The 24,004-nt window shown below is 73.3% G+C and carries 19 protein-coding genes; 9 read left to right on the forward strand and 10 right to left on the reverse strand.

Annotated elements, in window-relative coordinates:
* Nucleotides 1–58: 58 nt before the first annotated feature.
* Together GA0070622_RS07055 and GA0070622_RS07060 are read right to left on the reverse strand one after the other, a co-directional pair.
* A complete protein-coding gene (locus GA0070622_RS07055) occupies nt 59–997 on the reverse strand; it encodes an ABC transporter permease (protein ID WP_091570490.1) in 939 nt (312 codons plus the stop codon).
* A 90-nt stretch (nt 998–1,087) separates the two neighbouring features.
* Nucleotides 1,088–2,686 (reverse strand): peptide ABC transporter substrate-binding protein, encoded by a 1,599-nt coding sequence (locus GA0070622_RS07060; protein ID WP_091570494.1) that lies wholly within the window; start codon nt 2,684–2,686, stop codon nt 1,088–1,090.
* A gap of 388 nt (nt 2,687–3,074) precedes the next feature.
* Here GA0070622_RS07060 and GA0070622_RS07065 point away from each other — a divergent pair, with 388 nt between their 5' ends.
* On the forward strand, nt 3,075–3,938 hold the full coding sequence (locus GA0070622_RS07065; protein ID WP_091570499.1) for a bifunctional methylenetetrahydrofolate dehydrogenase/methenyltetrahydrofolate cyclohydrolase: 864 nt from the start codon (nt 3,075–3,077) through the stop codon (nt 3,936–3,938).
* A gap of 99 nt (nt 3,939–4,037) precedes the next feature.
* Nucleotides 4,038–4,988, forward strand: coding sequence for a malate dehydrogenase (gene mdh / locus GA0070622_RS07070; protein ID WP_091570504.1), 951 nt, complete (start codon nt 4,038–4,040; stop codon nt 4,986–4,988).
* Between the two features lie 8 nt (nt 4,989–4,996).
* Here mdh and GA0070622_RS07075 read toward each other — a convergent pair whose 3' ends face one another.
* Nucleotides 4,997–5,842: an MBL fold metallo-hydrolase gene (locus GA0070622_RS07075; protein ID WP_091570508.1), complete on the reverse strand. Its 846-nt coding sequence runs from the start codon at nt 5,840–5,842 to the stop codon at nt 4,997–4,999.
* 132 nt (nt 5,843–5,974) lie between these two features.
* Between GA0070622_RS07075 and GA0070622_RS07080 the strand changes: the two genes are divergently transcribed.
* Complete coding sequence (locus GA0070622_RS07080; protein ID WP_091570512.1) at nt 5,975–7,192, forward strand: NADP-dependent isocitrate dehydrogenase; 1,218 nt, start codon at nt 5,975–5,977, stop codon at nt 7,190–7,192.
* Nucleotides 7,193–7,514: 322 nt separating this feature from the next.
* On the opposite strand, the gene galT is transcribed toward GA0070622_RS07080, so the two are convergent.
* The 4 genes from galT to GA0070622_RS07100 form a co-directional block, all read right to left on the reverse strand.
* A complete protein-coding gene (gene galT / locus GA0070622_RS07085) occupies nt 7,515–8,588 on the reverse strand; it encodes a galactose-1-phosphate uridylyltransferase (RefSeq protein WP_091570516.1) in 1,074 nt (357 codons plus the stop codon).
* Entirely contained in the window at nt 8,585–9,373 is a 789-nt protein-coding gene (locus tag GA0070622_RS07090) for a DeoR/GlpR family DNA-binding transcription regulator (protein ID WP_091570520.1), read from the reverse strand. The genes galT and GA0070622_RS07090 overlap by 4 nt, the downstream gene beginning before the upstream one ends.
* A gap of 179 nt (nt 9,374–9,552) precedes the next feature.
* Complete coding sequence (gene cysC, locus GA0070622_RS07095; protein ID WP_091570525.1) at nt 9,553–11,082, reverse strand: adenylyl-sulfate kinase; 1,530 nt, start codon at nt 11,080–11,082, stop codon at nt 9,553–9,555.
* A 110-nt stretch (nt 11,083–11,192) separates the two neighbouring features.
* Nucleotides 11,193–11,759, reverse strand: a complete 567-nt coding sequence (locus GA0070622_RS07100; RefSeq protein WP_091570529.1) for a DM13 domain-containing protein — start codon at nt 11,757–11,759, stop codon at nt 11,193–11,195.
* Between the two features lie 144 nt (nt 11,760–11,903).
* On the opposite strand from GA0070622_RS07100, the gene GA0070622_RS07105 reads away from it, so the two are divergent.
* The 5 genes from GA0070622_RS07105 (at nt 11,904) to GA0070622_RS07125 (ending at nt 15,951) form a co-directional block, all read left to right on the forward strand.
* Nucleotides 11,904–12,818 (forward strand): ABC transporter ATP-binding protein, encoded by a 915-nt coding sequence (locus tag GA0070622_RS07105; protein ID WP_091570534.1) that lies wholly within the window; start codon nt 11,904–11,906, stop codon nt 12,816–12,818.
* Entirely contained in the window at nt 12,811–13,689 is an 879-nt protein-coding gene (locus GA0070622_RS07110; RefSeq protein WP_091570539.1) for an ABC transporter permease, read from the forward strand. The genes GA0070622_RS07105 and GA0070622_RS07110 overlap by 8 nt, the downstream gene beginning before the upstream one ends.
* Nucleotides 13,686–14,645 (forward strand): ABC transporter ATP-binding protein, encoded by a 960-nt coding sequence (locus GA0070622_RS07115; protein WP_091570542.1) that lies wholly within the window; start codon nt 13,686–13,688, stop codon nt 14,643–14,645. The genes GA0070622_RS07110 and GA0070622_RS07115 overlap by 4 nt, the downstream gene beginning before the upstream one ends.
* Entirely contained in the window at nt 14,645–15,355 is a 711-nt protein-coding gene (locus GA0070622_RS07120; RefSeq protein ID WP_091570546.1) for an ABC transporter permease subunit, read from the forward strand. The genes GA0070622_RS07115 and GA0070622_RS07120 overlap by 1 nt, the downstream gene beginning before the upstream one ends.
* 113 nt (nt 15,356–15,468) lie before the next feature.
* A complete protein-coding gene (locus GA0070622_RS07125; RefSeq protein WP_245666137.1) occupies nt 15,469–15,951 on the forward strand; it encodes a hypothetical protein in 483 nt (160 codons plus the stop codon).
* A 121-nt stretch (nt 15,952–16,072) separates the two neighbouring features.
* Here GA0070622_RS07125 and valS read toward each other — a convergent pair whose 3' ends face one another.
* Nucleotides 16,073–18,637 carry a valine--tRNA ligase gene (gene valS / locus GA0070622_RS07130; protein WP_091570551.1) on the reverse strand — a complete coding sequence of 855 codons (2,565 nt, stop codon included), beginning with the start codon at nt 18,635–18,637 and terminating at the stop codon, nt 16,073–16,075.
* A gap of 118 nt (nt 18,638–18,755) precedes the next feature.
* Here valS and GA0070622_RS07135 point away from each other — a divergent pair, with 118 nt between their 5' ends.
* The gene (locus GA0070622_RS07135) at nt 18,756–20,273 is read left to right on the forward strand and encodes a hypothetical protein (protein WP_091570556.1); all 1,518 of its coding nucleotides are present in this window, start codon (nt 18,756–18,758) and stop codon (nt 20,271–20,273) included.
* Here GA0070622_RS07135 and GA0070622_RS07140 read toward each other — a convergent pair.
* Nucleotides 20,270–22,180 carry an ABC transporter ATP-binding protein gene (locus tag GA0070622_RS07140; protein WP_091570560.1) on the reverse strand — a complete coding sequence of 637 codons (1,911 nt, stop codon included), beginning with the start codon at nt 22,178–22,180 and terminating at the stop codon, nt 20,270–20,272. The two genes, GA0070622_RS07135 and GA0070622_RS07140, sit on opposite strands and share 4 nt — an antisense overlap.
* A complete protein-coding gene (locus GA0070622_RS07145; RefSeq protein WP_091570563.1) occupies nt 22,177–23,988 on the reverse strand; it encodes an ABC transporter ATP-binding protein in 1,812 nt (603 codons plus the stop codon). Before GA0070622_RS07145 ends, GA0070622_RS07140 begins: the two co-directional genes overlap by 4 nt.
* Nucleotides 23,989–24,004 lie beyond the last annotated feature (16 nt).

The following is a 24,004-nucleotide window of genomic DNA, read 5'->3' on the forward strand; positions in this document are numbered from 1 at the left end:
CCGCTCGGCGCGGTCACGAGCGACCGGGCACGCTGCGTCGATGATTCGTTCGCTGCGCTCACTCATAGCGGATCCTCGGGTCGAGTACGGCGTAGAGCACGTCCACCACCAGGTTGGACAGCAGGTAGACGACGACGAGCACGCTGACGATGCCCACCACCAGCGGGCCGTCCTCGGTGCGGATGCCGCGGAACAGGTTGAAGCCGACGCCGGGGATGTTGAACACGCCCTCGGTGATGATCGCGCCGCTCATCAGGTTGCCCAGTTCCACGCCGAGGAAGGTGACCACCGGGATGAGCGAGTTGCGCAGCACGTGCACGCCGACGATCCGCCGCCGGACCAGGCCCTTCGCGCGGGCGGTGCGGACGTAGTCGGCGCGCAGGTTCTCGGTGACCGAGGTCCGGGTCAGCCGCAGCGCGGTGGCCAGCGAGAGCGAGCCGAGCACGATGCCGGGCAGCAGCAGCGCCCAGAAGGAGGGCTGGGCGCCGGCGGTGGGCGGGAAGATCGGCCAGCGTACGCCGAGGAAGTACTGCGCCAGCGGGGCGAGCACGATGGTCGGGATGCCGAGCACCAGCAGCGTCAGCACCAGCGTGGCGTGGTCGAAGACGCCGGCGCGCCGGATGGCCGCGAGCACGCCGGCGGTGACCCCGAAGATCACGGTCACGGCCAGCGCGATCAACGCCAGCTTCACGGTGACCGGCCAGGCGGCGGCGAGGATGTCACTGATCTGCCGCCCGGTCAGCGACTGGCCGAGGTCGCCCCGGACCAGGCCGCCGAGGTAGTTGACGTAGCGGTAGAAGAAGCCGCCGACGCCGGTCGCGTCCAGGTGGTACTTCTCGGTCAGGTAGGCCCGCTGGGCCGCGGTGACCGGCCGCTCCCCGGCGAGCGCCTGGATCGGGTCACCCTGCCCGGCGAACATCAGCGCGTAGACGATCAGCGTGGTCCCGAAGAAGGCGAGGACCATCTGGAGCAGCCGCCGCAGGATGAACCGGAACATGCTGGCAAGTTTGCCGAAAAGGGGCGAACTGCGTGCCAATGCGAGGGCCGGGCCACCCGGTGGGGGTGGCCCGGCCCTCGACGGGGTGGGTCAGGCGCGCTCGATCTTCAGCAGGTCGACCCGGTCGAAGAGGTCCACGTGGACGTTCTTGACCTTGGTGGAGTGGCCGAAGTTGTTCTGCCCGTACCGCAGCGGGATCACCGGCAGGTCCTGCGCGAGCAGGTCCTCCGCCGCCTGGTACTTCTTGATCGCCTCGTCCTCGGTCGCCGCGCGGGCGCCCTCGGCGAGGAGCTTGTCGAACTCCGGGTTGCTGTAGCCGTAGTAGTTCGACGAGCCGTTGGTGCTGTACAGCGGGCCCAGGTAGTTCTCCATGGACGGGTAGTCCATCACCCAGCCCATCCGGAACAGGCCGACCGACTGCTTCTGCTTGAGCTTGGTCAGCAGGTCCGCGAACTTCGGCTCGGCGTTGCCGACGCACTCCACGCCCAGGTTGGCCTTCAGTTGGTTGCAGGTGGCGTCGATCCAGTCCTTGTGGCCGCCGTCGCCGTTGTAGGACAGCTCGATCTTCTTCGGGCCGCCCGCGGCCTCGTACATGGCCTTGGCCTTGGCCGGGTCGAACGCGCCGGCGGTGCCGATGGTGTTCTCCCGGTAGCCGGCGACCACCGGGGAGACGAACGAGCGGGCCGGCTGCTGCGAGTCCTTGAAGATCGACTTGGTGATCTCGTCCCGGTCGATCGCCATCGAGATGGCCTTGCGCACCTCGGGCTTGCTGAACTCCTTCTGAAACGTCGGGAAGGCCAGCACCTGAAGCGACGACGCCGGGCTCTGCTGGAACCGGTCGCCGAGGTCGGTGGCGGCGGTCGACAGGTTCTCGGTCGGGATCGTCTTGATCACGTCGAGGTTGTCCGACAGCACGTCCGCGTACGCGGCGGTCGGCTGCTGGTAGATCCGGAACTCGACGCCGCCGACCTTGGGCTGCTGCCCCGGGAAGGCGTCGTACTTCTCCACCTCGACCTTGGCGTCGTGCTGCCAGTTGCCCTTCATCTTGAACGGGCCCTGGCCGATCGGCGCCTGCTCGTACCCCTCGGCCAGCACGCCGGGCGCGGAGAAGGCCGCCTTGGGCAGCGGGTAGAAGGCGGTGTAGCCGAGCATGGTCTTGAAGTCCACGTACGGCTCGGTGAGCGTCACGGTGAAGGTCAGGTCGTCGACCTTCTTCAGGCCGCTCAGCGTCTGGGCCTTCGGCTTCTCGCCCTGGAGGTCCGCGTAGCCGGCGACCTTCTCGAAGAAGTAGCTCGAGTTCTGGCCGTTCGGGGCGTACGCGCCGTAGTTCCACGCGTCCAGGTAGTTGTCGGCGGTGACCTTCTCGCCGTTGTGGAACGTGTAGCCGGGCTTCAGCTTGATCGTCCAGACCTTGTTGTCCGACGACGTCACCGACTCGGCCGCCACCTCGTGCGGCTTGTTCGCCTCGTCGTAGTCGACCAGCGGGCTGAACAGGGCCGACAGGACCTGGGAGCCGCTCGTCTCGTTGGTGTTGGTCGGCACCAGGTGCTGCGGCTCGGCGATCTCGATCCGCACGGCCGCATCGGGGTCGCCTGCGCCACCGCTGCCGCCGCCCGAGCCGCAGGCCGCCAGGCCCAGCGTCACCGCGAGCGGGAGAGCGGTCCAGGCCGCCAGCCTACGAACACGCATGGAGTCTCCTCATCTCCTCACGCTGCGCTGTCGTCCCGACGCTGGGTGACTCTGCGCAACGAGCCGTAACGGTAGGTCGCGAGGCGGCGACTCGACAACGTGTGCGTTGCGGAGCGGTAACGGTGCGTGCCCGCCGGTCTTGTCGCCGCGGCTCCTGCCTGCTAGCTCCGGCCCTCTGGGCGGCATCTTTTCGGAGATGTGCGGCCGGCTCGGGTGTGAGTGGCCCGGATCGCGTGCGCCGCCCCGGGCGTCCGGTCCGTCCCGCGCCGGGGCCGCCCGTCCGTTTCTCCGGCCCTCCCAGTCACGCTGCGTGACTTAACGCACGTTGCGGAGCGTCATCGTCGGCCGTCGTCGTCCGGCCCGACCACCGACGTGAGACGATCACGGCGTGACGGCGACGATCCTGGACGGCAAGGCCACGGCGGCGGAGATCAAGGACGAGCTGCGGGAGCGGGTCAAGGCGCTCGCCGAGCGCGGCATCACCCCCGGGCTCGGCACCGTGCTGGTCGGGGAGGACGCCGGCTCCCAGGCGTACGTCAACGGCAAGCACCGCGACTGCGCGGAGGTCGGCATCGCTTCGCTCCGCGTCACGCTGCCCGCCGACGCCGGCCAGGAGCGCCTCGACGCGGCGCTGGCCGAGCTGAACGCCGACCCGGCCTGCCACGGCTACATCGTCCAGCTCCCGCTCCCGAGCCACCTGGACACCCAGCGGGCGCTGGAGTCGATCGACCCGGACAAGGACGCCGACGGCCTGCACCCGGTCAACCTCGGTCGACTCGTGCTCGGCTACGACGCGCCGCTGCCCTGCACCCCGCGCGGCATCGTGGAGCTGCTGCGCCGGCACGACGTCCCGCTGCGCGGCGCGAACGTCGCCGTCGTCGGCCGGGGCAACACGGTGGGTCGGCCGCTGGGCCTCCTGCTCACCCGGCGCAGCGAGAACGCCACCGTCACGCTCTGCCACACCGGCACGCTCGACCTGGCCGCGCACACCCGGGCCGCCGACATCGTGATCGTCGCCGCCGGGGTGCCGGGGCTGCTCACCGCCGACATGGTCACCCCCGGCGCGACAGTGGTGGACGTCGGCATCACCCGGGTGATCGGCGAGGACGGCAAGGGGCGCTACACCGGCGACGTCGACCCGGAGGTGGCCGAGGTGGCCGGCCGGCTGGTGCCGATGCCGGGCGGCGTCGGCCCGATGACCCGCGCCATGCTGCTGACCAACGTGGTCGAGCGGGCCGAGCAAACGGGCTGACCACCCAGGCAGGTCATAACCGTCCGCCCCTGGCCCGATCGGTGCCAGGATGGCTGATACGGTCCGGAAAACCGACTGGTATCAGGGAGTGGGACGACCATGGGTAAGAAGGTCACTGTCGTCGGGGCCGGCTTCTACGGCTCCACCACCGCACAGCGCCTGGCCGAGTACGACATCTTCGAGACCGTCGTGATCACCGACATCGTGGAGGGCAAGCCGGCGGGCCTCGCGCTGGACCTCAACCAGTCGCGCGCGGTCGAGGGCTTCGAGACCACCGTCGTCGGCGTCACCACCGGCCCGAACGGCGAGGGCTACGAGGCCATCGAGGGCTCGGACGTCGTCGTCATCACCGCCGGCCTGCCGCGCAAGCCGGGCATGAGCCGGATGGACCTGCTGGAGACCAACGCCAAGATCGTCCGCCAGGTCGCCGAGAACGTCGCCAAGTACGCCCCGAACGCCGTCGTCATCGTGGTGTCGAACCCGCTCGACGAGATGACCGCGCTGGCCCAGCTCGCCACGCAGTTCCCGAAGAACCGGGTGCTCGGCCAGGCCGGCATGCTGGACACCGCCCGGTTCACCAACTTCGTCGCCGAGGCGCTGAGCGTACCGGTGAAGTCGGTGCGGACCCTGACCCTCGGCTCGCACGGCGACACCATGGTCCCGGTCCCGTCCAAGAGCACGGTGAACGGCAAGCCGCTGCGCGACGTCATGCCGGCCGAGCAGATCGAGGAACTGGTCGTCAAGACCCGCAACGGTGGCGCCGAGGTCGTCGCGCTGCTCAAGACCGGTTCGGCCTACTACGCGCCGTCCGCCGCCGCGGCCCGGATGGCGAAGGCCGTGGCCGAGGACTCCGGCGAGGTCATGCCGGTCTGCGCCTGGGTCGACGGCGAGTACGGCATCGACGGCGTCTACCTGGGTGTCGAGGCGGAGATCGGCGCCGAGGGCGTGAAGCGCGTCGTCGAGACCGACCTGGACGCCGACGAGCTGGCCGCCCTGAAGGAGGCCGCCGAGGCCGTCCGCGCCAAGCAGGGCGACGTCGCCTCCATGTGACCCGAGCATCACCCCGGAAGGGGCGGCCGGCTTCCGCCGACCGCCCCTTCCCCCTTTCCACCCCACCCGCCAGCGGGGTGGGGGGTGAAGGGGGTGGGGAGGTGGGGGGTGGCCAGGAGGACGGGGGAGAGGGTGCGCAGGGTGGACTCGCGGGAGGCGCGCGCCCGGGGCGCGTCCTCCTCGTGGGCGTAGGGGAGGGACGGGTCGACCAGCTGGATCGAGTGCACCAACAGGTCGCCGGTGACCAGGAGGCGGTCCTCGCCGTGCTCCACCAGCACCGACTGGTGGCCGGGGGTGTGGCCGGGCGTGCTCAGCACGCGTACCCCGGGGGTCAGTCGGGTCTCGCCGTCGAGCACCCGCAGCCGGCCGGCGGCGCGCAACGGCCCCAGCAGCCGGGCCGGCAGGTCCGGGTGGAACAGCTCCAGCGCGTCCAGCTCCGCGCGCTGGACCAGATGGTCCGCGTTCCCGAACAGCGGACCGGCCCAGCCCACGTGGTCGCTGTGCAGGTGGGTGAGCACGACCGTGCGCACGTCCGCCGGGTCGATGCCGGCGGCGGTCAGCTCGGCGGGCAGCCGGCCCGGCACCGGCGCCCAGCTCGTGGCGAGCGCGTCCGCCGGGCCGATGCCGGCGTCGACCAGGGTGACCGGGCCGTCCCCGGCGCGCAGCGCGAACGCGCGGAACGGCAGCCACCAGCCGCCGTCCGGGCCGACGGCGTCCGGGTCCCGCCGGTCCGCCTCGCGCCACTGGGCGTCGGTGGCCCCCGGGAACGCCTCCTCGCGGGGCTGGAAGAAGGGACCCGCGCCGTCGAGCAGTGCGGTGACCGTGATAGACCCGACCGTGTGCGTCAGCGGCATCCGGGAAGGATGCCATCGCGACCCGTTCCGGGCGATCCCGTTTCCCGGGGTGAGGCCGGCTGGGGCGCCCCGGTCAGTTTGCAGTACGCTCGTACTGCTTGAGCACGTGTCCCCCGAGAGGAGCGCCGGCCGATGGCGAAGATCAAGGTAAACAACCCGGTCGTGGAGATCGACGGCGACGAGATGACCCGGATCATCTGGAAGCAGATCCGGGAGCAGCTGATCCTGCCCTACCTCGACGTCGACCTGCACTACTACGACCTGTCGATCCAGCACCGCGACGCCACCGACGACCAGGTCACCGTCGACGCCGCCAACGCCATCAAGGAGCACGGCGTCGGCGTCAAGTGCGCCACCATCACCCCGGACGAGGCCCGGGTGGAGGAGTTCGGCCTGAAGAAGATGTGGCGGTCGCCGAACGGCACCATCCGCAACATCCTCGGCGGCGTGGTCTTCCGCGAGCCGATCATCATGTCGAACGTGCCGCGGCTCGTCCCGGGCTGGACCAAGCCGATCATCATCGGCCGGCACGCGCACGGCGACCAGTACAAGGCCACCGACTTCGTCGTCCCCGGCCCGGGCACGGTCACCATCACCTACACGCCGGCCGACGGCGGCACGCCGATGGAGATGGAGGTCGCCAACTTCCCCGGCGGCGGCATCGCCATGGGCATGTACAACTACGACGAGTCGATCCGGGACTTCGCCCGCGCCTCGTTCCGGTACGGCCTGGACCGCAACTACCCGGTCTACATGTCGACCAAGAACACCATCCTCAAGGCGTACGACGGCCGGTTCAAGGACATCTTCGCCGAGGTGTTCGAGAGCGAGTTCAAGGCCGAGTTCGACGCCGCCGGCCTGACCTACGAGCACCGGCTCATCGACGACATGGTCGCCGCCGCGCTCAAGTGGGAGGGCGGGTACGTCTGGGCCTGCAAGAACTACGACGGTGACGTGCAGTCCGACACCGTCGCGCAGGGCTTCGGCTCGCTCGGCCTGATGACCTCGGTGCTGCTCTCCCCGGACGGCCGTACCGTCGAGGCCGAGGCCGCCCACGGCACGGTCACCCGGCACTACCGGCAGTACCAGAAGGGCGAGAAGACCTCGACCAACCCGATCGCCTCGATCTACGCCTGGACCCGGGGCCTGGCCCACCGGGGCAAGCTGGACGGCACCCCGGCGGTCACCGAGTTCGCCAACACGCTGGAGCAGGTCATCGTGGAGACCGTCGAGGGCGGTCAGATGACCAAGGACCTCGCGCTGCTCATCTCGCGGGACGCCCCGTGGCTGACCACCGACGAGTTCATGAACGCGCTCGACGAGAACCTGGCCCGCAAGCTCTCCGCCTGACGTGCAAGGAAGGGCCCCTTCTTAACGCCTGGCGTTGTAGAAGGGGCCCTTCTTAACACCTCAGGGCCTGGGCGCGACACCCGACTGGCGTGACTTCGCTCGGTGCGCCCTCGTTGACCCTGGTGGACGAGATGCCAGTCGCGTCCAGGAAGGTCGGCCGCGGTCACGCGCCGACCAGCCGACCTTCGTGGCTGCTGAGCGCAGCCAGCCGTCCCTTCCCTGCGGGGGGCCCTGTCCCGGGCCCCCCGCGCCCTCACGCCTCGCGCCGGTGTTAAGAAGGGGCCCTTCCTCTACCGCAGGCGTTAATAAGGGGCCCTTCCTTTCACGCGGCGCGGAGGAGTTCGGCGGCGCGTTCCGGGGCGATGTCGTTGATGAACACGCCCATGCCGGACTCCGAGCCGGCCAGGTACTTCAGCTTGTCCTTCGCCCGCCGGATGCTGAACAACTGCAGGTGCAGGTGGCCCAGCTCCCGGTCGATCCGCACCGGCGCCTGGTGCCAGGCGGCGATGTAGGGCATCGGCAGGTCGAAGAGCCCGTCGAAGCGGCGCAGCAGATCCAGGTAGAGCGGCCCGAAGGCGTCCCGCTCGGCGTCGTCGAGCGCCGGGATGTCCGGCACCGGCCGGTTCGGGGCCACGTGCACCTCGAACGGCCAGCGCGCCGCCGCCGGGACGTACGCGGTCCAGTGCTCGTTGCTCGTCACCACGCGTTCGCCGGCGGCGCGTTCGGCGGCCAGCACGTCGGCGTAGAGGTTGCCGCCGGTGCGGTCGGCGTGCCGCCGGGCGGCGGCCAGCATGGTGCGGGTCCGCGGCGTGACGAACGGGTACGCGTAGATCTGGCCGTGCGGGTGGTGCAGCGTCACCCCGATCTCCACGCCCCGGTTCTCGAACGGGAAGACCTGCTCCACGCCGGGCAGCGCGCTGAGCGCGCTGGTGCGGTCGGCCAGCGCGTCCAGCACGGTCCGCACCCGCCGGGGGGAGAGCCGGGCGAACGAGGCGTTGTGGTCGTCGGTGAAGCAGACCACCTCGCACCTGCCGCGCCCGGGGCGGACCGGGGTGAACGGGGTGATCTCGGCCGGCTCGTCGGCCACCCGCTGGCTCAGCGAAGGGAACCGGTTCTCGAAGACCACCACGTCGTAGTCGGGCGCCGGGATCTCGCTGTGCCGGTCGCCCCGGGACGGGCAGAGCGGGCACTGGTCGGCCGGGGGCAGGAACGTGCGGGTCTGCCGGTGCACCGCCACCGCCACCCACTCGTCGGTCAGCGGGTCGTACCGCAGCTGCGAGGCCGGCGGCGGCGGGGGCAGATCCCGCCGGTCCGGCTGGTCCCGCACCGCGTCGTCCCGCTCGTCGAAGTAGATCAGCTCCCGGCCGTCGGCCAGTTCGATCTGCGTACGCTTCACTCCGCCCCCTTCGTCGCCGGCGCCGTCACCAGCTCACCGACCCTGTCCTCGAGTACCCGCCGTGCCTCGGGTGCCAACCGGTCGTCGGTGACCAGCACGTCCGCCGCGTCCAGGCCGACGATCGAGGAGATGCCGACCGTGCCCCACTTGGTGTGGTCGGCGAGCACCACCAGCCGGTCGGCGGCGGCCACGAGCGCCCGGTTCGTGTCCGCCTCCATCAGGTTGGGCGTGGTGAACCCGGCCCGCTCGCTGATCCCGTGCACGCCGAGGAAGAGCAGGTCCAGGTGGAGCGCGGCGATGGCGGCCACGGCCAGCGGGCCGACCAGCGCGTCGGACGGCGTGCGCACGCCGCCGGTGAGCACCACGGTCTGGTCCGGGCGGCCACCGACGTGCAGGATCTCGGCCACCGGCAGCGAGTTGGTGACCACGGTGAGCCCGGGTACGTCCACCAGGCGACGGGCCAGCTCGGCGGTGGTGGTGCCGGCGGAGAGCGCGATCGCGGCGCCGGGGCGGACCAGCCGGGCGGCGTGGTCGGCGATCGCCGCCTTCTCGGCGGACTGGCGGACCGACTTGGCGGAGAATCCGGGCTCGTCGGTGGAGCTGGGTCCGGCGAGCGTCGCGCCGCCGTGCACCTTGGCGAGCAGGCCCTGCTCGTGCAGCGTCTCCAGGTCCCGCCGGATGGTCATGTCGGAGACGCCGAACTCGGCGGCCAGCTCGGTGACCCGGACGCCGCCGGCGGCGCGGACCCGTTCCAGGATGGTGGTCTGTCGTTGCCGCGCCAGCATCCCTGGTCACCTCCCGAGCCTCGCGACCGGGCACGCGACGATGCGCACTCACGCGGTCGAACGTATTTCAACAATAACGAACACTAGCGTGCGGGCGGGGCGGATGCGAGACCGCCGCCGTCCCGGAACGGGACGACGGCGGTCGGAGGGCGCGTGACGGGGGAGACGGCGGCCGGCGGTCAGGCGGGCTGGAGGCGCGGCTCCACCCAGCCGGTCTCGGTGAGGTGCTCCATCACCCGCTGGACCGCCTCCTCGACGGTCAGGTCCGAGGTGTCCACCGCCAGGTCGGCGTCGGTCGGCTCCTCGTACGGGTCGTCGATGCCGGTCATCCCGGTGATCAGGCCGGCCCGGGCGCGGGCGTAGAGGCCCTTGCGGTCGCGCTGCTCGCAGACCGCCAGCGGGGTGGCCACGTGGACCAGGAGGAAGCCCGCCCCGGCCGCCTGGGCCATCTCGCGGGCGGTCGCCCGGGCGGCCGCGTACGGCGCGATCGGGCAGCAGATGCCGACCCCCCGGTGCCGGGCGATCTCGGCGGCCACCCAGCCGATCCGGCGCACGTTCAGGTCCCGGTCGGCCTTGCTGAAGCCCAGCCCGGCCGAGAGTTCCCGCCGCACCACGTCGCCGTCGAGCAGCGTGATGGTCCGGTCGCCCTGTTCCCGCAGCGCGTCGGCCAGCCCGCGGGCGATCGTCGACTTGCCCGAGCCGGAGAGACCGGTCAGGAAGATCACCAGCCCGCGGTGCCGCCGGGGTGGACGGGCCCGGGCCAGTTCCCGGGCCACCGCCGGCGGCGTGTGCCACTCGGGCAGCGGGAAGCCCCGGTCCAGCAGGTCGTCGATCTCGTGCTGGCCGAGCGCCAGCCGCCGGTTGCGCGGCGGGATGTCCTCCCGCCAGCGCCACTGCCCGTCCCGGTTGTCGTACGCCAGCTCGCGCGGCACCAGCACCCGCAGGCCGGCGCCGGAGAGCATGCCCTCGGTGGAGAGCAGGTGGGTCACCCCGTAGGCGGCGGCCACCCGGGCCCGCAGCAGCGCGTCGCTGATCTCGTCGCGCCGCCGTGCCAGCGGCACCGCCACCAGGGTCGCCGGCGGCATCCGGTCGCGGGCGGCGAACACGGTGCGCACCAGCGCCTCGGCCGGCAGGCCGCCGGTCGTCTCCTCGCCCACCGGGATCAGCACCAGCAGGTGCGCCCCCAGGGTGCGGGCCGCGTGCGCGATCTGGGCCAGCTGCGGGCGGTGCAGCGGGCGGTCGGCGAAGACGCCGAGCACCCGACCCGGCGGCAGCAGGCCGCGTACCTCGTCCGGGCTGCGCCGCAGGCGCTGGAACGGCCCGTGGCCGCCGTCGCCCAACCGGCGGACCGCGCCGCCCACGCCGACCGTGCCCTCGCGGACCGGCCAGGCGTCGACCACGTCCATGGCCGCCACCGGGGCGCCCTCGCCGTCGGTGAGCACCAGCGCCCGGCGGGCCGGGTCGGCCAGGTCGAGCCCGTCGGCGAGCGCCGCCGGCACCTGGAGCGTCACCGGCACCGGCCAGGGCGTGCCGTCGGCGAGCCGGCCACGCCGGCCCAACGACGCCAGGTCGGCCCGGGTCATGAAACCGGTCAGCGGCGTGTACGCCCCGGTCAGCAGTAACTCGAGATCGGCCAGCTCAGCGGGTCTCGGCGCGTACGACGGCGCATCCCGCAGAACATCCTCGGGCAGGACCCACCCGTTGCTCATCGAACCCCCAACTCACCGGCCGGCACACAGTTTCGCAGCCCACCGGCGATCGGTCGAGAGCGCCACTCCACCTCCCGGCCACCCGACCGTCGGCCGGGTGTCGCCGCGGCTCAGCCGGCGGCGGTCAACGCCGCCGCGCCGAACGACACGGCGAACCGCTCGCACCAGATCGAGACGCTGGTCAGCCCGGTGAGATCGGTGCCGGCGGGGATCGCGTACGCCTGGTCGCCGCGGTTTCCCTTGAGCGGGCCGAGCGCCACGTGCCGGCCGTCGTCGAACACGCGCCAGCCGGACGGACCGGTCCGAACCGGCTGGTCGGTCAGCCAGACATGAAGATCCGGACCGTTGGAGGTGTTCAGCCCGACCAGTTCCAACCGGTGCCGCCCGTCCGCGGTCCGGACGATCCGTGCGGTGCCCCGGGTCTCGTGCTCGTGGCTGACGAACGCGCCGCTGCCGACCAGCATCGGGCCGGCCGGCGTGGGCGTCGACGCGGGTGCGGACGCCGAGGCGGGCGCGGACGCCGGCGTGGCCGTGGGCACCGCCACCAGCTCCTCGTGCACCTCGGTGTCGGTGGCCAGCTTCCATGGCTGGAACCAGTAGAGGGCGGTGGCCGCCCCGACGGCGAGGACGGCGAGGACGACCCAGGTCAGCGGGGCGCGCAGCAGGCGGATCGGCATGCGTCGAGTCTCCCGGCGCCGGGCCGCGCGGTCACCGGTCCGGGCGCTTACGGAAGCCTTACCGACGGTGTCGGGGCGGAATCAGGGGCAACCCCGAGCGTTTCCCGGTGCCCCGACCGGCCCGCACTTCCTAGGCTGGGCGGCGTGACACTGCTCGCGACCGAGTCGCTGACCAAGACGTACGGAGGCCGGGTCACCGCGTTGGCCGACCTCACCGTGTCGGTCGAGCCGGGGATCATCGGGCTGGTGGGCGCGAACGGCGCCGGCAAGTCCACCCTGATCAAGATCCTGCTGGGTCTGCTCCCACCGACCAGCGGCCGGGTGCAGGTGCTCGGCCTCGACCCCACCACCGACCCGGCCGCCGTCCGCGCCCGGGTCGGCTACATGCCCGAGCACGACGCGCTCCCGCCCGACCTCTCCGCCGCCGAGCTGGTCACCCACCTCGGCCGGATGAGCGGGCTGCCGCGCACGGTCGCCCGGGAACGGGCCTCCGAGGCGCTGCGCCACGTCGGCCTGCACGAGGAGCGGCACCGGGCCGTCGGCGGTTACTCCACCGGCATGAAGCAGCGGGTCAAGCTCGCCCAGGCCCTGGTGCACGACCCCGACCTGCTGCTGCTCGACGAGCCCACCAACGGCCTCGACCCGGCCGGCCGGGACGCCATGCTCGCCCTGGTACACCGGATCGGCACCGAGTTCGGCATCTCCGTGGTGGTCTGCTCGCACCTGCTCGGCGAGGTGGAGCGGATCTGCGACACGCTCGTCGCCATCGACGGCGGGCGGCTGCTGCGCGCCGACCGCGTCGCCGCCATGACCACCGCCACCGACGTGCTCGCCGTCGAGGTGAGCGAGGGTACGGAGGAGCTGGCCGCCCGGCTCACCGCGCTCGACCTGCCGGTGTCCCGCGACGGGCGGCTGCTGCTCGTCCCGCTCGCCGACGACGACACCTACGACCTGATCCTCGGCGCGGTCGCCGAGCTGGACCTGCCGCTGCACCGGCTGGACCAGCGGCGGCACCGGGTGGCCGAGCTCTTCGCCCCGAGGGAGCCCAGCCATGTCTGACGCGACCGGAGTCATCCACGACATCGGCTACCAGCGCTACACCGGGCCGCGGCTGGGCCGCCGGCAGGTGTTCGGCGCGCTCTACGGCCACGGCGTGCGGACCGTCTTCGGGCTGGGCCGCAGCGCCAAGGCGAAGATCTTCCCCTGGCTGGTGGTCGCCGTGGTCACCGTGGTGGCCGCCGGGTTGACCGCGGTACGCAGCCAGATCGGCGAGGTGGTGATGACGTACGCCCAGTTCGCCGACGCGATGAGCTGGCTGGTCATCTTCTTCGTCGCGGTGGCCGCCCCCGAGCTGGTCTCCCGTGACCTGCGCAGCGGCGTGCTGCCGCTCTACTTCTCCCGGCCGCTGCCGCGCGGCGACTACGCGCTGGCCAAGCTGCTGGCCCTGGGCACCGCGCTCTGGCTGCTGCTCGGCGGCCCGCAGCTGGTGATGTTCCTCGGCGCCGCGTTCACCACCTCGCGGGGCCTGCGCGGGGTCTGGGACGAGCTGCTCGACCTGCTGCCCGGCCTGCTCTACGCCGGGTTGTGGGCGGTGGTCTTCGCCTCGATCGGCCTGCTCGTCGCCTCGCTCACCGGCAAGCGCGCCTTCGCCGCCGGCGGCATCGTGGCGGTGTTCCTGATGACCGCGCCGGTGGTCGGCGTGCTGTCCATCATGCCCTCCCGGACGGTCAACGAACTGGCCTTCCTCGCCTCCCCGTCGACCCTGGTCGGGGGCGTCGGCAACTGGGCGCTGGGCGACCGGCTGACCCAGGGGCGCGGCGGCATGCCGATCGGCGACTTCGGGCCGGTCTACGCGGTCGTCGCCGTGCTGCTGGTCGCCGCCTGCGTCAGCCTGCTGCTCCTGCGATACCGGAAGGTGGCCGCCCGATGACGGCGCTGCGCACAGAACCGGCGGCCACCGTGCCCGCCGCCACGACCAGCACACTCGACCTGGCCGGCGTGTCCCGCTGGTACGGCAACGTGGTGGCGGTCAACGACGTCACCATGCGGCTCGGCCCGGGCGTGACCGGCCTGCTCGGCCCCAACGGCGCCGGGAAGACCACGCTGCTGCACATGATGGCCGGCTTCCTCGCCCCGTCCCGCGGCACGGTGACCCTGGACGGCGAGCCGACCTGGCGCAACCCCGGCGTCTACCGGCGACTCGGGCTGGTCAGCGAGCGGGAGGCGGTGCACACGTTCCTCAGCGCGTACGAGTTCGTGCTGGCCAGCGCGAAGCTGCACCGGCTGCCCGACCCCGAGGCGGCGACCCGGCGCGCGATCGAGCTGGTCGAGATGGAGAGCGCGCAGGACCGGAAGATCGGCACCTACTCCAAGGGCATGCGGCAGCGCACCCGGGTCGCTGCCGCGCTGGTGCACGACCCGCAGGTGCTGCTGCTCGACGAACCGTTCAACGGGATGGACCCCCGGCAGCGGCTGCACATGATGGCGCTGCTGCACCGGCTCGGCGACGACGGCCGGACCATCCTGTTCAGCTCGCACATCCTGGAGGAGGTCGAGCAGGTCTCCGGCACGGTCCAGGTGATGGTCGCCGGCCGGCTGGCCGCCTCCGGCGACTACCGGACCATCCGGCGGTTGATGACCAACCGGCCGCACGTCTTCGCGGTGCGGTCCACCGACGACCGGGCCCTGGCGGTGGCGCTGATGGCGGAGGCCTCGGTCTCCGGCGTCGAGCTGGGCCGCACCGGCCTGACCGTCAAGGCCGGCGACTACGGCGCGTTCACCCGGGCGCTGCCCCGCATCGCCCTCCGCCACGGCATCCGGGTCCGGCAGCTGCTGCCGGAGGACGAGTCGCTGGAGAGCGTCTTCTCGTATCTGGTGGAGGCCTGATGTCGACAGTCACCTGGATCACCGCTCGCGGTCTGTTCGGCCGGAGCCGGTTCCTCATGCTGCTGCCGTTACCGCTGATCCTGATCGGCCTGGCGGTGCTCTGCCGGGCGCTCGGCGTGGACCCGGGCCAGTGGGGGCCGCCGGTGCTGGTCGGCCTGGGCCTGGCCGTGGTGCTGCCGGTGGTCGCCCTGATCGTGGGCACCGGCGTGCTCGGCGCCGAGATCGACGACGGCACCGTGGTGCACATCCTCACCAAGCCGCTGCCCCGCTGGCAGATCGTGCTGCCCAAGCTCGTGGTCGCGGCCGGGGTCAGCGCGGTCACCGTCGGCGTCCCGATCTACGTCGCGGGCGTGCTGGCCGACTCGGTACGCCTCGGGCTGGCCCTGGTCGCCGCGTCCGCGGCGGGCGCGCTGGCGTACTCGGCGCTGTTCCTGGCGCTCAGCCTGGTGACCCGGCGACCGGTGCTGCTCGGCCTGGTCTACGTGCTGATCTGGGAGGGGCTGCTCGGCCGGTTCGTCACCGGCACCCGGGTGCTCTCGATCCAGCAGTGGGTGATCGCGCTGGCCGACCGGATGGCGCCCACCCCGCTGCTCGGCACCACCGTCTCGGTGCCGGTCGCGGCGGTGCTCACCGCGCTGGTGGCGGTCGGATTCACCGTGCTGGCGATCGACCGGCTCCGCTCGTTCAGCGTCGCCGGCGAGACCAGCTGAGACCCGGACGGGGCCCGGCTCCGACGCCTCCCGGCGGCGGAAAAGGGTCCCGTCCGGGTCCACCCGTTCTGTTAGGTTGCGGCGGCGACACCATCAGACACGGGGAGAAGACCTTGCGTTCAGTTCGACTCGCCCTGCTGGCTCCGGCCGCGGTGGCGATGATCGTCATGTCCGGCTGCACCGACGGCGACGACACCACGGCGGCGGAGCCGGCGGGTTCGTCCGCGTCCGCGCCGGCGACCCCCTCGGCGCCCTCGGCGTCACCCACCCCGGCCGGCCTCGACGCCGCCACCCGGACCACCTGCGCGGCCGCCGACAAGGACGTCACGGCCGCCCTCAAGGAGGTCGCCTCGGCGGAGAAGATCGGCCCGCCGGCCGGGCACTCCGCGGTGAGCGCGCAATACTCCGCCGGCGCGGCGACGCTCTACACGCACGCGTTCACCAGCAGCGACGAGGTCAACGCCGCGGTGAAGGACGTCGCGACCGAGATGTCGGACCTGGCGGACACCTGGGCCAAGGCGCCGAAGAAGGCGCCGAGCAAGGCGGATCTCACCGCCGCCCGGGACAAGCTGAAGGCGACCTGCGCGGCCGCCTAGGCCTGCACCGCCGCGACGGTGCGGCCGGCGCGAAGCCGGCCGCCCCGTCGCGTGCCCGCCCCGGTGCCGGCCGTGCCGTCGGCGGCCGCGCCGGAGCACGGCCGCCCCGTCGCGGCCGTGCTCAGAACGCGCAGGCGACGACCAGTTCGGTGGTGCGGTCGGGCAGCAGGTCCAGCTTGGCGATCCGGCCGGCCGCGCGTAGGTCGTCGGCGACGGTCGTGAGCTGCTCCAGCAGGGCCGCCGGCCCGAGCGCCTCGGCCAGCGGCACCTCCGCCCGCATCGACAGCTTCCGCTCCGACTTGGCCCGGCGGACCTGGCCCAGCGCGTCGGCGGCCAGCCGCAGCAGCTCCGGGTCGCCGGGCGCGGCCATCGCGCGGCCCACCTCGTAGGTGGTCGGCCACGGCGCGCGGTGCACCGAGCCGTACCGCCACCAGGACCAGACCTCCTCGGTCACGAACGGCAGCACCGGGGCGAACAGGCGCAACTGCGCCGACAGGGCGGTCGCCAGCGCCGCCCGGGCCGAGTCCGCCGCCGGCCCGGTGCCGTAGGCGCGCTCCTTCACCAGCTCGATGTAGTCGTCGCAGAACCGCCAGAAGAACGCCTCGGTGGCCATCAGCGCGGCGGTGTGGTCGTACCCGTCGAAGGCGGTGGTCGCGGTCGCGACCACGCCGGACAGTTCGGCGAGCATCGCGGTGTCCAACGGCTCGCTCACCGGGGCCCGCAGCGCGTCGGCGGCGCCGAGACCGAGCGCGAACCGGGACGCGTTGAGCAGCTTGGTGGCCAGCCGGCGGCCCACCTTGACCTGGGCCGGGTCGAAGGCGAGGTCCGTGCCCGGCTTGCCGTTGGCGGCCCAGTAGCGGACCGCGTCGGAGCCGTGCTGCTCCAGCAGTGCCATCGGGGTGACCACGTTCCCCTTGGACTTCGACATCTTCTTCCGGTCCGGGTCGAGGATCCAGCCGGAGAGCACCGCCGTCCCCCAGGGCAGCGCACCCTGCTCCAGGTGGGCGCGGACCACGGTGGCGAACAGCCAGGTCCGGATGATGTCGTGCCCCTGCGGGCGCAGGTCCATCGGGAAGACCCGGCCGAACAGGTCCGGATCGGTCTCCCACCCGCCCACGATCTGTGGGGTCAGCGACGAGGTGGCCCAGGTGTCCAGCACGTCCGGGTCGCCGACGAAGCCGCCGGGGCGGCCGCGCTGCGCCTCCTCGTAACCGGGCGGCGGCGCGCTGGTCGGATCGATCGGCAACATCGCCTCGTCCGGTGTGAGAGGGTGGGTCCAGTCCGGCTCGCCAGCGTCGTCGAGCCGGTACCACACCGGAACGGGCACGCCGAAGAACCGCTGCCGGCTGACCAGCCAGTCACCGGTGAGGCCTCCCACCCAGTGCTCGTAGCGGTGCCGCATGTGCTCCGGCACCCAGCGCAGCTCGCGTCCGCGGGCCAGCAGCTCCTCGCGCAGGTCGGCGTCGCGGCCCCCGTTGCGCAGATACCACTGCCGGGTCGAGACGATCTCCAGCGGCCGGTCGCCGCGCTCGTAGAACTTGACCGGATGCGTGATCGGGCGCGGCTCGCCGACCAGGTCGCCGGCGTCGGCCAGCAACTCCACCAGCGTCCGCCGGGCGCCGTTGACCGTCTGCCCGGCCAGCGCCGCGTAGGGCTCCGCCGGCACGCCGGCCGGCGGCTCCGGCAGCAGCCGTCCGTCCCGGCCGATCACCACCCGGGTGTCCAGCCGCAGCTCCCGCCACCAGGTCACGTCCGCCAGGTCACCGAACGTGCAGACCATCGCGATGCCCGTGCCCTTGGCCGGGTCCGCCAGCGGGTGCGCGCGCACCGGCACCTCCACCCCGAACACCGGGGTACGCGCCGACGCGCCGACCAGATCCGCGTACCGCTCGTCGTCGGGGTGGCAGACCAGCGCCACGCAGGCCGGCAGCAGCTCCGGGCGAGTGGTGTCGATCAGCACCTCGCGGCCGTCCGGGCCGGTGAACCGCAGCCGGTGGTACGCGCCCGACCGCTCCCGGTCCTCCAGCTCCGCCTGGGCCACCGCGGTGCCGAAACCGACGTCCCAGAGCGTCGGCGCCTCGGCCTGGTAGGCCTCGCCCCGGGCCACGTTGCGCAGGAACGCCCGCTGGCTGGCCGCCCGGGCCGCCGCGCCGATCGTCGTGTACGTCAGCGACCAGTCCACGGACAGCCCGAGCCGCCGCCACAGCGCCTCGAAGACCTTCTCGTCCTTCACCGTGAGCAGCTCGCACAGCTCGATGAAGTTGCGCCGGGAGATCGCGGTCGGGTCCTTGCGGGCCGCGTCGTCCACCGGCGCGGCCGGCGGGCGCCAGTCCGGGTCGTACGGCAGCGCCGGGTCGGGGCGCACGCCGTAGACGTTCTGCACCCGGCGCTCGGTGGGCAGCCCGTTGTCGTCCCAGCCCATCGGGTAGAAGACCGTCCGCCCGCGCATCCGCTGGAACCGGGCCACCGTGTCGGTGTGCGTGTAGGAGAAGACGTGCCCCATGTGCAGCTCGCCCGACACGGTGGGCGGCGGGGTGTCGATGGAGTACACGTCCGCCCGCTGCTTCGTGCGGTCGAACGCGTACGTGCCGTCGGACTGCCAGCGGCGCGCCCAGGTCTCCTCGAGGCCGTCCAGGCTCGGACGGTCGGGGACGCCGGCGCGGGCCGTCCTCGTCGTGTCGGTCATCAGCCGATGGTAGGCAGCCGGGCCGGGTCGCTCCACGACATTCGGGTGGTCGGGGACAGCGGACCGTGTCCCGGGTGTGACAGCATCTGCCCTCCACGGATGCGGGGGAGGCACCACGATGGACGGAAGCACGCGTACGCCACCGGCCGCCGCCACGGTGGCCGGGGCGGTGGCGGCGGTCGCGGTCGGGGCGTACTTCGGCACGCGCGGCCTCGCGGTGGCCCGCCAGGCCGGCTTCGCCGACCTCGTCCAGGGCTTCCCGACCGGGTCGTTGCGGCTGAGCGGCACGCTCGTCGCGCTGGGCGCGGGGGCGCTGCTGGCCGTGGTCCTGGCCGCCGTCGCCGTGGCGGACCGGTTGCCCGGCTGGCCGGTCGCGCTGGCCGGCTTGGCGCTGGACTACCTGGCCGGCGAGGTGGGCCTCCGGCAGGGCGCCGGTCTGGTGCCCCAGCAGCCGCCCACCGCCGAGGGCGTGCTGGCCGTGCTGGCGGCGGTCGGGGCGGGGCTGGCGCTCGGCGGGGCGCTGTCGGCGGTGGCCCGCTCGGCGCCCGCGCGGCGCTGGCCGGTCGCCGCCGCGCTCGCCGCCGGTCTGGTGGTCGGTCCGGGCGTGGAGGATCTGTTCCGTCTGGCGGCGGGCGACGGCGTCGCGAGCGGCGGCCGGGGCTGGTCGGCGCAGGTCGGGGTCAGTGTGCTGGCCGTCGTCGTCGCCGCGGTGCTCCGCCACCGGGAGTCCGGCCGCCCCGTCGGCACGGCCAACGCCGATCCCGCCGGCCCGCCTACCGGCGAGCCCGGCCGACGGTCGGCCGGACGGGCCCCGATCGGGGCCGTCGTGGCCACCGCCGTCGCGGCCGTGCTCACCCTGGCCGGGCTGATGACACGTTGGTGGGTGGTCGACGTGTTCCGGCTCAGCCCGGACGGTCTGGTCGGTCCCCGCCGGGCGCGGTTCGTCGAGTCGGTGGCGTACTTCTCCCCGGTGGCCGTCGCGGTGGTCGCCGGGTTGGTCCTGCTCGGCTACGCGTGGCGCACCGGCCGGGCGACCGCCGCGCGGTGGGTGGTGCTCGGGTTCGCCACCGGACCGCTGCTCCTGCTCGGGCTGCGGCTCGGTTTCGTCGGGGAACGGGCGCAGGCGTACCTGGTCCTGCTGGCCGGAGTGGCCGCGGTCGTGGCCGGCGCCACGCTGGCCCGGCTGCGACCGGGCCTGCTGCCCTGGGACGCGGTCGGCCTGCTCCTGGCCGCGTTGGCGGTGCCGTTCGCCGCCCCGACGGTCCAGGCCGAGCTGCCCGGCACCGGCACGCTCGTGGTGTCGCTGCCCTCGGCGCTCGGGCTCGGCCTGGCGCTCGGCTTCGGCCTGGTGCTCGTCGTCACCGCCCCCGGGGCAGACGCCGACCGGGACCCGGGCCGCGCCGCGGGCGTCCTGGCACTCGGCGCCGCCGCGATCGCTCTGTCCGCACTGGCGTTGGCGCCGACGGTGATCCGGGGCCTGGGACTCGGCCCGTCCGAGGGCGTCGCCCTGACCGTGCCGATGCTTGTCGCGGTGTCCGCCCTGGTCCTGGTGCTGCTCTTCGGCTTCGGTCGGGCGGTCGACCGGATCCGGCGCGACCTGCGGGCCGAGGCCACCACCGAGGGGCCGCGTCCCTAGAGCAGCGAGTCGCGCCACTGGCGGTGCAGGGCGGCGTACCGGCCGCCGGCGGCGGCGAGCCGGGCCGGTGAACCGTCCTCCACGATCCGGCCGCCGTCGAGCACCAGCACCCGGTCGGCGGTCTCGACGGTGGAGAGCCGGTGGGCGATCACCAGCGCGGTGCGGTCGCGCAGGACGCTGTGCAACGCGCGCTGCACCAGGCGTTCCGTCGGCACGTCCAGCGACGAGGTGGCCTCGTCGAGGATCAGCACCCGGGGGTCGGCCAGGAACGCCCGGGCGAACGCGACGAGCTGCCGCTGCCCGGCCGAGAGCCGGCCGCCCCGCCGGTGCACGTCGGTGGCGTACCCGTCGGGCAGGGCGGAGATGAACTCGTGCGCGCCGATCGCGCGGGCGGCGGCGACCACGGCGTCGTCGTCGGCGTCCGGCCGGCCGAACCTGATGTTCTCGGCGACGGAACCGCTGAACAGGTGGGTCTCCTGGGTGACCAGCACCACCGCCCGGCGCAGCTCGGCGTCGGCCAGGTCACGCAGGTCCACCCCGTCCAGGCGGATCGAGCCGGCCGCCGGGTCGTGGAAGCGGGCCAGCAGTTTGGCCACCGTGGACTTGCCGGCGCCGGTCGGGCCGATCAGGGCGACGGTCTGCCCGGCCGGCACGGTCAGGTCCAGGTCGCCCAGGATCGGCGTCTCCGGCCGGTAGCCGAAGGAGACCGCCTCGAAGACCACGCCGCCGCGCGGCGGGCCGGCGGGCAGCGGCAGCGGGCGCGCCGGTTCGGCCACCGCCGGCCGTTCGTCCAGCACGCCGGCCAGCTTCTCCAGTGCCGCGGTCGCCGACTGGAGCGCGTTGTAGAACTGGCTCAGCTCCTCCATCGGCTCGAAGAACCGCCGCAGATAGAGCAGGAACGCGGCGAGCACGCCGACCTCGGTCCGGCCGCCCAGCACCCGCCAGCCGCCGTACCCGAGCACCACCGCGGCGGTGAGGTTGCCGATCAGCCGGATGCCCGGCGAGTAGACCGCGATCAGCCGGAACGCGCGCAGGCTCGCCCGCCGGTAGTCGTCGTTGACCGCGGCGAAGATGCGCTGGTTGCGCGGCTCCCGGCGGAACGCCTGCACCGCCCGGATCCCGCGGAGCGACTCGACGAAGTGCACGATGACCAGCGCCACCGCCTCCCGGGTGCGCCGGTACGCCCCGGCCGAGGCGCGGGCGAACCAGCGGGACAGCCAGAACAGGAACGGGAAGGCGAGCAGGGTGACCGCCGCCAGCGGGAGGTCCAGCCAGAGCAGGATGCCCGCCACCGACAGCACCGACAGCACCGCCATGACCAGCTTGTCGATGCCGCCGTCGACCAGCTCGCCGATCGACTCCAGGTCGCTGGTCAGCCGGGACACCATCCGGCCGGACGTGTAGCGCTCGTGGAAACCGACGTCGAGGCGGAGGAAGTGCGCGTACACCCGGCGGCGGAGATCGAGCAGGACGGCCTGGCCGATCCGGGCGGCCAGGGCGAGGAACGCGCGCCGGGTCGCGTACTCGGTGACGGTGGCGACGACGAACGCGGCGGCCACCGCGACCAGCGGCCCGGCATCGCCGGCCCGCAGCGGCCCGATGCCCCGGTCGATGCCGAGCATGACCAGGTACGGCCCGGCCATCGCGGCCGCGTTCTGCGCCAGCAGCAGCGACACGGCCAGCCCGAGCCGGCGCCGGTGCGGGCGGAGCAGGTGACGCAGCAGGAGCCGGCTGCGGGCGCGCAGGCGGGTCACCGCCGCCGGGGACGAGTCCTCGGCCCGGCTGCGGTCGGCGTCCGGGTCGGTGGCCCGGCCCCGCCACCGTGACAGGTCGGCGTCCGGATCGACGCGGACGCCGTTCGTCGGGCCGCCCCGGGGCCGGGGGACCCGCGGGGCGCGGCCGGTCACGACCGCACCAGGCCGACGCCGGGTCGTCGATCCGGCTCCGCGGAGAGCACCGCCCGGTAGGCCGGCACCCGGGCCAGCAGCTCGGAGTGGGTGCCGACGGCGACGATCCGGCCGGCCTCCAGCAGCGCCACCCGGTCGGCCAGCGCCACCGTGGACGGCCGGTGCACCACCAGCAGCGCCGTGGTGTCCCGCAGCACCCGACGCAGTGAGGCCTCGACCAGCGCCTCGGTGTGCACGTCGAGCGCGGACAGCGGGTCGTCGAGGATCAGCAGGGCGGGCCGGCCGAGCACCGCCCGGGCGAGCGCCAGCCGTTGCCGCTGCCCGCCGGAGAGCGACAGGCCCTGCTCGCCGACCCGGGTGGCCAGCCCCCACGGCAGCTCGTACGCGAACTCCGCCTGGGCCAGCGCCAGCGCGGCCCGGACCTCCTCCTCACCGGCGTCGGGTCGGCCCAGGGTCAGGTTCTCCCAGACCGACATGGAGAACAGGGTCGGCTCCTCGAAGGCCACCCCGACCAGCCGGCGCAGCGCGCCGAGTCGCAGGTCGCGCAGGTCGTGGCCGTCGAGGGTGATCCGGCCGTCGGTCACCTCGTGCAGGCGGGGGACCAGCGACAGCAGGGTGCTCTTGCCGCAGCCGGTCGCGCCGACCAGCGCGAGTGTCTCGCCCGGCTCGACGGTCAGGTCCAGCTCGTGCAGCACCGGCGCGGGTGTGCCCGGGTAGTGGAAGCTCACCCGCTCGAAGCGGAGCCGGCCGCGCACGTCGGCCCGGTCCAGCGCGCGGGCGTGCGGCCGGTCCACGATGGTCGGCGGGGTGTCGAGGACCTCCTGGATCCGGTCGGCGGCGGTAGCGGCCTCCTGCCCGTTGGCGATGATCCAGCCCAGCGACTGCACCGGCCAGATCAGCATGAGCTGGAGGCTGACGAAGGCGACCAGCTCACCGATGGTGAGCGCGCCGTCGGCGACGGCGGCGGCGCCGGCCACCAGGACCGCGCCCAGCGTCAGGTTGGGCACCAGGTCGAACAACGCGGAGGTGCGGGCCAGCAGGCGGGCCTTGCCGATGCCGGTGTCGTGCAGTCGGCGGGCGCCGACGGCGAAGCGCGCGGCCAGCTCCGGCCCCCGCCCGTACGCCCGCATGGTGCGCAGCCCCTGTGCGGTCTCCTCGGCCAGGGTGGCGACGTCGCCCTGCTGGTCCTGCATCCGCCGGGACGCGGCGTGGTAGTGCCGGGCGAACCGGCGGCTGATCAGGAACAGCGGGACCGCGCTGGCCGCGACCAGCAGCCCCAGCCAGGGGTGCAGCCGGATCAGCAGCACCACCACGGCGGCGTAGGTGATCAGGTTGAGCACCAGGAAGAGCAGGCCGAAGGAGAGGAACCGGCGGATCACCGAGAGGTCGCTGGTGATCCGGGAGAGCAGCTGGCCGGACTGCCAGCGGTCGTGGAAGCTGGTCGGCAGCCGTTGCAGGTGCGCGTAGATGTCGGCCCGGATGGCCGCCTCCATGCCCACCGAGGAGGACGACTGGGTCCACCGCCGGATGAAGATCAGCACCGCTTCGGCGAGCCCGAGCAGCAACGCGAGGCCGCCCAGGCGGAGCAGCCCGGCCTCGTCGTGCCGGGCCACCGGCCCGTCGACCACGCGCTGCACCACCAGCGGGACGGCCAGGCTCGCCGCCGTCGCGGCCAGCGCCGCGACCAGCAGCCAGGCGAACTCCGGCGCATATGGGCGCAGGTAGGGCCGCAGCCGCCAGAGGTTGCGCAGCGGCTGGGACCGGGCGTCGGGATGCGCCGCGGGGCTGCCGTCGCTGGGCGCGGGCACTACCCGACGGTAGCGG

It is taken from the genome of Micromonospora sediminicola (genome assembly GCF_900089585.1).
Classification (GTDB): Bacteria; Actinomycetota; Actinomycetes; order Mycobacteriales; family Micromonosporaceae; genus Micromonospora; species Micromonospora sediminicola.